This window comes from Nostoc sp. NMS9 (genome assembly GCF_017114995.1).
GTDB lineage: Bacteria > Cyanobacteriota > Cyanobacteriia > Cyanobacteriales > Nostocaceae > Nostoc.
Window position 1 is genome coordinate 288375 of sequence record NZ_JABXKL010000039.1, and the last position, 11045, is coordinate 299419.

An 11045-nucleotide genomic window follows, 5' to 3' on the forward strand; every position below is an offset into this window, starting at 1 on the left:
TTTATAAAGCGGCTCACCAGCAAGGGTAGCCACTAATTCAAGTCTCGAAAAACCTACGCCAATAGCTGCTGCTTCACAAGTAGCAGATGTATCTTCTATTACATTGATCTTTTTACATAATATCTACACTTATACTCAGAGGCGATATACTTTAAGAAAGTTGATTTGTAAATTCTATCGGCTACATAAATTACTACATCAACTCTCTGAGGTGATATGCTTTTAAAACTGCAACAAATTATTGTTAAACCTGGTCAGCAAATGTTGCTCAAAGATATTAGTTGGCAGCAGTTAGAAAATATTTTAGAAGAAATGGGAGAAAGGCGTGCTGCACGTATTTCTTATAGTTATGGTTGGTTAGAAATTATGGTTCCCCTACCAGAACACGAAAAAGATAAAGAATATATTGGTGAGTTAGTAAGAGTTTTATTAGATAAACTCCAAATGGATTTTGAGCCTTTCGGTTCTACAACACTTAAAAATGAGCGAATGCGGCAAGCAGTAGAACCAGATACCAGTTTTTATATTCAAAATCAAGCTGCTATCATTGGTAAAAATCGTATAGATTTAAATGTAGATCCACCACCAGATTTAGCAATCGAAATTGATATTACTTCTCGCACTCGATTTGATAATTATGAAATTTTGAGAGTTCCTGAACTTTGGCGAAATACACAACAAGGTTTAGAAATTTACTTGCTACAAGAAGGTAAATATATAAAATCTGAATCTAGTCCTAATTTTCCTGGTATCCCAATTGTTGAATTAGTCAATGAATATGTTCAGCAGTGTTTAACAATTGGCAGAAGTCAAGCTATGCGTAATTTTCGAGATTGGGTAAAGAATAATTTATAAGCATTTCTAATTCGTACGCCTTAATTTAGGAAGCTCTCGGCAGATTATTATAGAAATTTAAGGCTTTCTGAGAAAGGCGATCGCTCATGACTACTGAAAACAACCCAACAGCCGTTGTGGACTGGGAACCCCCCATGCCACCTACAGATTTAATTTTTGATGATGGTGAACCCTTGGAATCAAATCGCCACCGTATTGCCATGAATGTCTTGATTCGGTCATTGCAACAAGCTTGGGCTGACCGCAATGATTTTTTCACTGGGGGCAATATGTTTATTTATTACAGCAGTACCCAGGTTCGTAACCGTGATTTCCGAGGCCCAGCTTTCTTTGCGGTGTTAAATGTTGACAGCAATAACTCAAGACAAGGTTGGGTAGTCTGGGAAGAAAATGGTCGTTATCCTGATGTAATCATGGAATTAATGTCACCATCTACGGCAGCAATAGACAAAGGTATTAAGAAAAAACTTTATGAACAAACTTTCCGTACCTCAGATTATTTTGTCTATGACCCCTTTGATCCTAATTCTTTGCAAGGATGGCATTTAGATGATAATCAGCAGTATCAGCCTTTGACAGCAAATGAGCGCGGGTGGCTATGGTGTAAGCGTTTAGGTTTATGGTTGGGGAGGACTGAGGGAACAATAGACAGAGAAACGGCAATATGGTTGCGGTTTTACGATGTGGCTAGCAATTTGGTTTTGTTACCAGAGGAGGCTGCTGCTGCACAAGCACAAGCCGCAGTCAGGCAGGCAGAAATTGCTGTTGCACAAGCACAAGCGGCGGTTGCAGAAGCAGAAGCTGCTACTGTACGAGAAGAAGCGGCGGCTGCACAGGTGGCTCGTTTAGCGGCTAGATTAAAAGAACTAGGGGAAAATCCAGATATGTTGTGAATTTTGGCTTTTTTGATTCCAGCATTTTTTGTTTGAGATACTCTTAAGACTTATTTTGTAGGAGTAATATATGAAGAGACAAGTAATTATTTATCCAGGAGAAGATGGTTACTGGGTAGCTGAATGTCCGAGTTTACCTGCTTGCATCAGTCAAGGGAAGACCAAAGAAGAAGCTGTTACCAATATCAAGGAAGCTATAGAACTATATATTGAGATTTTACAAGAAGAAGGTCGGCCTATTCCAGAAGATCATCTGGAAACTGTTTTGGTTGATGTATGAGCAAATTACCTATCCTTTCTGGTCAAGAGTGCATTAAAGCTTTAAGGAAGGCTAGTTTTTATGTTTTACGACAACGTGGAAGCCACATTATTTTACGTCGAGATGAGCCATTTGCTGAAGTGGTTGTTCCGAATCATCAAGAATTAGATAAAGGAACTTTATGAGCAATTATCAGACAGGTTGGGCTGAGTGTTGATGAATTTATCGAGTTGCTGTAAGTCAAATACTGGGTGCGATCGCTATTATGAAACATCACAATAAACAAGTGCGATCGCTATTAAACAAAGCTTCAAAATTAAGGTCGAATCGGCACAAATTCATATTGATCAGTGCCAGGTATTTGTTGAACTTTGACTAAGAAGATGGCATTATCTTTGCGATCGCCTGATTCTGAAAACTGAATCTTTCCTGTCGCACCATCAACTGAGAAATTTGGATTGTGCAACACATTCTGCAATTCATTGCGCTTGTTAGTTTGCCGCAAACCTGTGACGATCGCCAAAGTAGCATCATAAGTCGTCGCCGTTCGCCAATTCACTGTTCCACCCCAAAGTTTTAGAGCATTGTGCTCAAAGGGATTACCAGTAAATGCTTGAGGACGCCAAGGGACAGCCAGTACCATACCATCAACATCGGCTTTCCCCTCCTCTAGAATCTTTTGCGTGTACAGTCCAGGATTGCTAAATAGTGCTAACTGACCTTTGTTAGCTCGCGCCACCGCTAGACCTTTCTTTCTTTCATCTATGGGGAAAGTTAATAACAAACCGTCTGCACCAGTTTTTATAGCTTGAGAAATGACTATAGAAGGATCAAGATTGGAAGCAGAAACATTACACTTTGTGGGATTAATTTTGCCACCAGCTTTCTTTATTACTTCTTTAAACTCATCCTTGAGCGATGTATTATCGGTACTTGTATAAGATACACAAACAAGAATATTGGTTTTACGAGCATACTTGATGGCGTAATTAGATAGCTGTTCTGCCACTAAGCGACTACTGATACTAGTGCGAAATACATTTTCGTATCGACTCTCATTCAATTTTTGATCAGAACTAGTGGGAGATATCATGACTAAACCATTTCCGCTCTGGAAATACAGATTGGCAGCATTCTTGAAAGCAAGAGTAGCGTTGGGTCCCACAACAGCCAAAATGTTGTTATCTTCTTTAACAAACTGTCTAGCAATATTTGAGGCTATATCTGGCTCATTACCATCATTAGCGATCGCTACCTCCAATAACTTGCTATTGATACCGCCGCTACTATTCACCTCGTCTTGAACCTGAGCTACACCACGTAGCATTTCTTTTGACAAATCTGGATTATTATCAATGGGTACGCTCACAGCAATTTTGAGCCTATCTCCTTGCTGACGAGCCTTAGCGTTATTCAAATAAATCAATGCTTCTGGGTCTGTACGCTCTTTACGATTAGCTTGACGGGATGACTCGAATTTCTTAATAGCAGTTGAACAATCACTGTTGAAAAATGCTTTCACTCCAGCTTCTTTATTTGGGTTTGTATCTTGTTTTAATAAAATTTCTTCACCCAAGCTAATTCTGTCATTCAAACTATACGTCTCTTTAGCACAGAAATTTACTGGAGTCTGAACTATCGGGTGAGGCGGATTTGAGGTTCGGGGCAGTAAAAAAAAGTAGACTAAATTACCACCAATAACTACTCCGATTACGCTGGCTACTATATATTGTAGAAAATTGTTATTTCGGGTAGGTCGAGGATTTATCTGAGTCCAGGCATTTGACTGTTTGGGAATTCTGATATCTTCTCTTTTTGCTATATCTTTATCTTTGTCGCCGAGAGTTGTTGAATCTTCTCTCTTCCAAATTCGGTCTTCAATTGGTTTTATATCTTCATCCCTGAGTACTAAATGTTCCTGAAGACGTTTCAACTTAGTGCGAGTTTTATCACTGAGACTAGAATCAGATTCTACTGCCTTACAGAACGCTTCTTCATACTTTTGTAATTTTCTTTTGTACTCTTGATAAGGTTTTAAAACCTGAGCTTCTATTGAATCCGTCTCCTCAAGTGCTAGTTGCAGACTCTCCTGTTTCTCTTTTAATGTGATGCGATCAATTTCATGAATTTCACCACCGCCTTCCTTTGCTAATTCTTGAACTAGTTTGTGATAAATAAGCTTTGGATCGCCTTTTGGTGCTTTAGCTAGCTAAATTTTATAACCTTCTTCCACTGGGTAGATTTTAGGTGTCATTGCTGGGGCTTCTTGCTTGACTTTAATACTGGCATATTCATGCAGTTCATCAACAGAAATCCTTCCATCTCCGTCTTTATCGGCTGCTCCTTTTTCAATCCCCTCCACTAGATAGCGTGTATAAACTGAAAGTTCTGAACCTTCTTGCTCAAATGAGTACTGAGTTGATGTGGAAGAAGTCAGAATTGCTCGTCCTTTTCCGCCTAGCTCCTCTTGCAAATTTACTGTGCTGTCATCTCTTGGAGTCATATCTCGAGCAATTGCCCCACTAAAGCAGCAATCCAAAATCACCACCTGTCTCTCAGATTTGCTTTCATTCATATTTTCGTTCAGAACATTAGCTGCTAGTGCTAAGTGCTTAACTAGCCTTCCATTCTCTTTGCGAGTATTGCAGTTTGATAAGTAAAGCTTGCCGTTTTCATCTTTTATTCCATGACCAGAGAAGTAAAACAGCAACAGGTCTTCTTTTTGGCGATTGGCAAAAAGTCTGTATATCGCATCTTCCACTTCTTGCCGATTGGGATTTTTTAGTGCTGTAACATCCGTCTCGGCAAATTCTCCCATTTCTGGGTTTAGTAAAACTCGCTGCATTGCCTCCACATCTTTTGTAGCTGCAAGCAATGAAGTAATATCTGCTCCATACTCGCTTACACCAATTAGCAGCGCTACCTTCGCCATGTCGCTATTCTCCTTTATTTGTGGAATTTATCGGCTAGCTACCTGCGACAAACTTTTGTGCTTGTTCAATGGCGGCGGCTAATTCTTTCTGACTGCTAGCTTTCACCTTGAGTTTCTTACCGTTAGTCTCGACTTCTAATTCAATAGTTTTGTTACCCAAGCGATCGCCCAAAAATCCCAACAATTTCTTAAAATTGGCAAGGCTTACCTCTGCCTGCAACACTCCCAGCAGAAAACCTCCAAACGCCTTTGATCCTAAAGGAGTTTCTGTAACTGCTACAAGTTCAGCGCTTTCTACATCTAAGTTTTTGATTTCTCGCAGGAGATTCCGTGTTTCGCGTTCTTGCTCATCTGCATCTAAGTCTGGATTAGCAAGAGCGATCGTTAACTTGACGTTAGATTCAGAACTCATTTTGTACCCTTTTCGGTTTTTAGGCAGTTTACTGTCAACTATATTGCCGTGATTTCTCTATTGACATCATATCCGCTATGTAAATTTCCTGAAACTTCTTCAATATTTTGACAAAAACTTATAAAATTTAAGTAAAAATTACTAGAAATAGGAGTAAAACTCCTCTCTAACTCTATGCACTAGTATAAAATTGCAACGCAAAGCACTTTGAATTAATTGGGAAGCCTACACTGACCTGACGTACAGTGTAGGTAGTTCAGAGCATGTCAGGTTAATTAAAACAAGTCTAAATCTGTCACAGCACCAATACTGCTAGAAGATACCAATTTGGCATATTTCGCCAACACGCCTTTAGTGTAACGCGGAGTGGGGGGTTGCCAGTTGGCACGACGACGAGCCAATTCTGATTCAGATATATTCAACTGCAATAAACGAGCAGGTGCATCAATAGTAATACTATCGCCTTCTTCTACAAGAGCGATCGCACCACCAACTGCTGCTTCTGGAGCAACATGACCAACCACCATACCGTAAGTACCACCAGAAAAACGTCCGTCGGTAATTAATCCCACCACATCACCCAATCCAGCACCGATAATTGCTGAAGTGGGAGCCAACATTTCTCGCATTCCAGGGCCGCCTTTAGGCCCTTCGTAGCGGATTATGAGAATATCACCAGCTTGAATCTTACCAGCCAAAATTGCATCTAAAGAGGCTTCTTCGGATTCAAACACCCGTGCAGGCCCGGTAATTACTGGTTTTTTCACGCCGGTAATTTTGGCGACAGCTCCTTCCGTTGCCAAATTACCTCTGAGGATGGCTAAATGTCCTTGAGGATACATCGGGTTATTCCAAGTCCGAATCACATCTTGATTGGCAGATGGTTCTTCTGGTATGTCTGCTAATATCTCTGCAATGGTTTGACCGCTGATGGTGAGGCTATCACCATGTAATAAATCATGCACAAGTAGCATCTTCATTACTTGCGGAATGCCACCAGCTTTGTGCAAATCTGTAGCTACATATTTACCACTTGGTTTTAAATCACACAAAACGGGAACGCGGGCGCGGATAGTTTCAAAGTCGTCTATAGTTAACTCTACATCAGCGGCGCGGGCGATCGCTAAAAAGTGCAGTACTGCATTGGTCGAACCACCGACTGCCATAATCACAGAAATGGCATTCTCTATAGATTTGCGGGTGATAATTTGACGAGGCAAGATTTGTTTACGAATCGCTTCGACTAGGACGAATGCTGATTTTTCCGTGCTGTCAGCTTTTTCGGCATCTTCCGCCGCCATTGTCGAGGAATAGGGTAAACTCATCCCCAGCGCTTCAAATGCTGAAGACATGGTGTTAGCTGTGAACATTCCCCCACAGGAACCAGCACCAGGACAAGCTCGACCTTCAACCTCTAATAATTCCTTTTCATCAATTTTTCCAGCACTGTATTGACCAACAGCTTCAAAAGAACTGACAACAGTTAAATCGCGTCCGTTGTAGTGACCGGGTTTAATTGTGCCACCGTACACAAAGATAGCAGGGATATTCATCCGGGCGATCGCCAGCATTGCCCCTGGCATATTTTTATCACAGCCGCCAATGGCTAGCACACCATCCATACTTTGTCCGGTACAGGCGGTTTCAATGGAATCGGCAATCACTTCCCGCGACACTAAGGAATATTTCATCCCTTCAGTTCCCATCGAAATTCCATCGCTAATGGTAATTGTGCCGAACACTTGCGGCATCGCCCCGGCGGTTTTAATCCCCACTTCTGCCCTTTGCGCCAGTTGATTTATCCCCATATTACAGGGAGTGATCGTGCTGTAGCCATTGGCAATGCCTACAATGGCTTTATTGAAATCTTCATCTTTAAAACCAACTGCACGCAGCATAGCTCGATTAGGCGATCGCTGCACCCCTTGCGTTACAATTTGGCTGATCAAATTCTCCGACATCTTTTTTCCTTCCGTGCCATCATCGCAACAGTTGCGATTGTATTATCTGATTTTCTCATGCCTGGGCGATGCGATCGAACATGAGTAATTCTCTATGTTTTACCGTGTCTTTTGGTCAGCCCTAATTAAAATAAATCTTCATCTAAGCGTTTGTATAAAATAGGGATGATTCTTGTGTATTAAGCATCTAGAGTGTCAGAAATACTAGGGATAGCAATACGAATTTAAATATGAAAAAAAGCCATTGCCCCAAGTTCAGGCTCTGACTTTCTACATTTATAGCTCAGTATATTGATATTGATTGCGGTGCAAAGCTGGAGACACTCTAACTTTGCACTAGAGTTCTTCTTCAAAATTATATCTGCCTTGAAAATAGTGACTAGGGACTGAGGACTGGGAAAGAGATATTTTCCATTCTCTAGTGCCTTCTGCCTTCTCCCAAGGGGAGACGCTAAAAGCGATCTGCCTCCTGCCTTATTTTCAAGGCAGGAATATTAAATTAAAGGATGAAGTCACTTGACCCTACTTGTGGTGCTCCTATAAGCCTAATTTGAAACTCAGCCGACAGATCCCCATCAGTGCTACCTTGGATAATACCTCCTGAATAACGGATTTGACCTGGTGCGGAGAATTGGGCACTCCCAATAAAAGTGAAAGCTTGGTTGCCCCCAATAGTGGAGTTGGCATCGATAGTAAATAGATCAATTCGATCGCCTGGCAAGCTACCGTTTCCACGAAAGTCAGTGATTAAGTCACGTGACGAAAGTGGAGTATCAGAAGTTGAGTTGTACTTGAAAATATCATTACCCGATCCTCCAGTGAGAATATCATTCCCACTACCGCCAGTCAGGACATCATCCCCATCACCACCGATGAGAGTATCAGTCCCAGTACCGCCAGTGAGAATATCTTTGCCAGTACCGCCATTCAGCCTATCGTTGCCAGCACCACCGTTAAGAGTATCGTTGCCAGCACCACCAAAGATGTTATCGTTGCGACCACCACCGTTAAGGAAACTGTTGCCACTACCACCTATAAGGGTACTGTTGCCACCACTAACGTTAACGATATCGCTCTCACCCTTATTGCTACTACTGCTACTACTACTAGAACTGACACTAACACTGCCGCTACCGGAGGAAATTGATATTGAAGTTGCCATTGATGAATTTCTCCTAAACTTAGAGGGAAAAAAAATTACCTCTTTACTTCCCCATTATAAAACGGCATTGTTGATTAAGAGTATAAATTTGGTTTCCTTCAAAGGTATAAAGCAAACAATTTCAAACATGGAATTTGGGAATTTCATACTTTCATTCAGGAATGCTGAAAAAACAAGGTGAAAAGCTCAAGAGTGGGAATATATTCTTGAACCAAACCTGATTGGAACAGGTCTTTACTATTAAGTCTAAATATTTGAGAATTTTTGAGAATATTTAAGAAGTACTAGATGTATTTAATGATGTTTACATCAAGGTTGTATCAAAAATCATCTGATGTCCTTGTACCTTATGTTTTTAGTCGTTTAAGTTGGAAAATATCAAGGAATAAGTAGATTTATCCCTACGTAATTATATAGATTTGAGGACCCTGCTACTGTGTTTATAATAACAATACTATAGTATTACCCTCCAACTTACTTTTTTCTATTTATAAAAAAGAATAATTAACTTTCTTTTATCCTCTGTTCAGAATAAAATCATCACCCTTTGTTCAGATCGGGTTGGTTTTGTATATTGATATTTGCTTAGTGGTTGCTGTAGTTATATATAACAAATAATTGCCAATAAGTTAAAAGCTTTCTTAGACCAATGACACTAAGAAAAGCTTAAAGATTTGTGTAACTTGAATTCATTCCCAGTCTTAAGACTAGAAATGTATTTCGAGAGGGCTGCTGACTATGCTAAAGCTACTGGAGGCGGAACCTCCCAGGATTGGGGCTGTATTTTAACTTATACCAATTCTGTATGAAGATGCGCTAAACCATATTTAAGTACAAGAAAGAAAAACGAACCGCAAAGGACGCAAAGGACACAAAGAAAGAAAGAAAGAAAGAAGAAGTTAAAAGGGTTTGGCGCAGCCTCACAAAGAAATGGTATTAGTGCCATTCCCTTATTAGACCAGTGCGATCGCTGCACCCCTGGCGTTACAATTTGGCTATTATGGTATCATCGCGGCCATCGCCGTTAAGGATATCGCTGCCAGCATTATCATTTAAGATATCGTCGCCGGCATTGCCGTTAAGGACATCGCTGCCAGCACCCCCATTTAGGGTAGGGCGAAGGATAAGTGGGGAACCGTTGATGGTATTGTTGTCATTAAAAATGATACCGTTGACAATTGCCATTAGTAAGTTTCTCCTGAACTTAGAGGGTAAAAAATAACCTTGTCACTTTTCCATCAGAAAACGGTGTTGCTGATTAAGAGTATGAATTTGGTTTCCCCAAATGTGTAAAGGAAACAGTTTCAAAGATTGAATTTTTAAATTTCACTCTGTAATTCAGCAACGCCGATAAAACAAGGCAAAGAAATAACGAGTGGGAAAAGATAACTGAACCACACCTGATTGGAACAGGTCTTTGCTGTTAAGTTTGAAGATTTGAGAAGCACTAGATGTATTGATGAGATTGGCATCAAAATTATGCCAAGATTGATATCCTTATATCTTTACTGGTTGCAGTAGTAGGCTGCTATGAAACAAGCAGATTTCCTCCTACAGAAGCGCATAGTTTTTAGAACGTTTTGATTCTATTCATAATCACAAGACTATAGTATTACTTTCAAGCCTATTTTTTTCTATCTATAAGAAAGAGTAATTAACCTGATTTTATTTCTCTCGCTAAAACAAAATCTGAAACCTTTGTTCAGATAGGCTTGGTTTTACTTATTGAGATTTATTTGGTGATTTATCTAGTTATGTATAAGGAAGTAATTGCCAATAACTTAAAAGCCTTGTTAACCAGTGTGATAGCTACATCCCTTACGTCACAACTTGCCTTCTCAAATTCTCTGACATCTTTTTCATTAAGTGGCATCATCGTAACTGTTGCGATTGTATTACCTGATTTTCTGATGTATATGCGGCGCAATTTAATAACTATAAACTATAAGAGAGGCAAGCTAAACTTATCTCTCTTTGCGACTATTCAATTATCAAAATTCTGCATTCTGCCTTATTTTCAAAGCAGATAATATTAAATTAAAGGATAATGTCGCTTGCTACTAGTTGTGGCGCTCCTGCAAGCCGAATTTCAAACTCAGCCGACAGATCCCCATCAGTGCTACCTTGGAGAATACCTCCTGAATAACGGATTTGACCGATTGCAGAGAATGCGCGACTCCTGATGAAAGTGAAGGCTTGGTTGCCCTCTTTAATGGAGTTGGCGTCGATGGTAGATAAATCGATTTGATCGCCTGCAAAGATACCATTTCCAACAAAATCAGCGATCGCATCCCGTAACAAACCAGGCTGACTCTCGGAAACAAAGTTGAAATCGAAAACATCGTTACCCGATCCTCCAGTGAGAATATCAGTTCCACCAATACCAGTGAGGATACCACCGTTACCAAAATCACCGCTAATCGTATCATTGCCAGATCCGCCAACCAGGCTATCGTTGCCAAATCCCCCTACAAGGCTATCGTCGCCAGATCCACCGTCAATCTTATCGTTACTTAGGGACTTGCAAGAAAATAAGATCCCAATCAAACTGGAGTAATCGTGATATCCCAT

Annotated in this window: 10 protein-coding genes and 1 pseudogene; 4 read left to right on the forward strand and 7 right to left on the reverse strand. The window is 40.4% G+C overall.

Going from position 1 to position 11045, the window contains the following annotated elements; all coding sequences use genetic code 11:
• The first annotated feature begins 216 nt into the window (after nt 1–216).
• The 4 genes from HWQ40_RS13915 to HWQ40_RS13930 all read left to right on the forward strand — a co-directional run bounded on the left by HWQ40_RS13915 (nt 217) and on the right by HWQ40_RS13930 (nt 2192).
• Nucleotides 217–855: a Uma2 family endonuclease gene (locus HWQ40_RS13915; RefSeq protein WP_292778627.1), complete on the forward strand. Its 639-nt coding sequence runs from the start codon at nt 217–219 to the stop codon at nt 853–855.
• 86 nt (nt 856–941) lie between these two features.
• Nucleotides 942–1748 (forward strand): Uma2 family endonuclease, encoded by an 807-nt coding sequence (locus HWQ40_RS13920; protein WP_292778629.1) that lies wholly within the window; start codon nt 942–944, stop codon nt 1746–1748.
• 70 nt (nt 1749–1818) lie between these two features.
• Nucleotides 1819–2028 carry a type II toxin-antitoxin system HicB family antitoxin gene (locus tag HWQ40_RS13925; RefSeq protein ID WP_292778631.1) on the forward strand — a complete coding sequence of 70 codons (210 nt, stop codon included), beginning with the start codon at nt 1819–1821 and terminating at the stop codon, nt 2026–2028.
• Nucleotides 2025–2192, forward strand: coding sequence for a type II toxin-antitoxin system HicA family toxin (locus HWQ40_RS13930; RefSeq protein ID WP_292778633.1), 168 nt, complete (start codon nt 2025–2027; stop codon nt 2190–2192). Before HWQ40_RS13925 ends, HWQ40_RS13930 begins: the two co-directional genes overlap by 4 nt.
• A gap of 131 nt (nt 2193–2323) precedes the next feature.
• On the opposite strand, the gene HWQ40_RS13935 is transcribed toward HWQ40_RS13930, so the two are convergent.
• The 7 genes and pseudogenes from HWQ40_RS13935 to HWQ40_RS13965 all read right to left on the reverse strand — a co-directional run.
• On the reverse strand, nt 2324–3940 hold the full coding sequence (locus HWQ40_RS13935; RefSeq protein WP_292778635.1) for an ABC transporter substrate-binding protein: 1617 nt from the start codon (nt 3938–3940) through the stop codon (nt 2324–2326).
• 276 nt (nt 3941–4216) lie between these two features.
• The gene (locus HWQ40_RS13940; RefSeq protein WP_292778637.1) at nt 4217–4939 is read right to left on the reverse strand and encodes a caspase family protein; all 723 of its coding nucleotides are present in this window, start codon (nt 4937–4939) and stop codon (nt 4217–4219) included.
• Nucleotides 4940–4973: 34 nt separating this feature from the next.
• Nucleotides 4974–5351, reverse strand: coding sequence for a hypothetical protein (locus tag HWQ40_RS13945; RefSeq protein WP_292778639.1), 378 nt, complete (start codon nt 5349–5351; stop codon nt 4974–4976).
• A 275-nt stretch (nt 5352–5626) separates the two neighbouring features.
• Nucleotides 5627–7312, reverse strand: coding sequence for a dihydroxy-acid dehydratase (gene ilvD / locus HWQ40_RS13950; protein WP_292778641.1), 1686 nt, complete (start codon nt 7310–7312; stop codon nt 5627–5629).
• Nucleotides 7313–7811: 499 nt separating this feature from the next.
• A complete protein-coding gene (locus tag HWQ40_RS13955) occupies nt 7812–8474 on the reverse strand; it encodes a calcium-binding protein (RefSeq protein ID WP_292778643.1) in 663 nt (220 codons plus the stop codon).
• A 984-nt stretch (nt 8475–9458) separates the two neighbouring features.
• Nucleotides 9459–9659 carry a hypothetical protein gene (locus HWQ40_RS13960; RefSeq protein ID WP_292778645.1) on the reverse strand — a complete coding sequence of 67 codons (201 nt, stop codon included), beginning with the start codon at nt 9657–9659 and terminating at the stop codon, nt 9459–9461.
• Nucleotides 9660–10511: 852 nt separating this feature from the next.
• Nucleotides 10512–11045 (reverse strand): annotated as a pseudogene (locus tag HWQ40_RS13965) (hypothetical protein); the annotation flags it as partial.

Coding starts and splice junctions, on each gene's coding strand:
- HWQ40_RS13945 (WP_292778639.1), bottom strand. CDS start 5,351: ATGAGTTCTGAATCTAACGTCAAGTTAACGATCGCTCTTGCTAATCCA.
- HWQ40_RS13930 (WP_292778633.1), top strand. CDS start 2,025: ATGAGCAAATTACCTATCCTTTCTGGTCAAGAGTGCATTAAAGCTTTA.
- HWQ40_RS13915 (WP_292778627.1), top strand. CDS start 217: ATGCTTTTAAAACTGCAACAAATTATTGTTAAACCTGGTCAGCAAATG.
- ilvD (WP_292778641.1), bottom strand. CDS start 7,312: ATGTCGGAGAATTTGATCAGCCAAATTGTAACGCAAGGGGTGCAGCGA.
- HWQ40_RS13955 (WP_292778643.1), bottom strand. CDS start 8,474: ATGGCAACTTCAATATCAATTTCCTCCGGTAGCGGCAGTGTTAGTGTC.
- HWQ40_RS13960 (WP_292778645.1), bottom strand. CDS start 9,659: ATGGCAATTGTCAACGGTATCATTTTTAATGACAACAATACCATCAAC.
- HWQ40_RS13940 (WP_292778637.1), bottom strand. CDS start 4,939: ATGGCGAAGGTAGCGCTGCTAATTGGTGTAAGCGAGTATGGAGCAGAT.
- HWQ40_RS13920 (WP_292778629.1), top strand. CDS start 942: ATGACTACTGAAAACAACCCAACAGCCGTTGTGGACTGGGAACCCCCC.
- HWQ40_RS13925 (WP_292778631.1), top strand. CDS start 1,819: ATGAAGAGACAAGTAATTATTTATCCAGGAGAAGATGGTTACTGGGTA.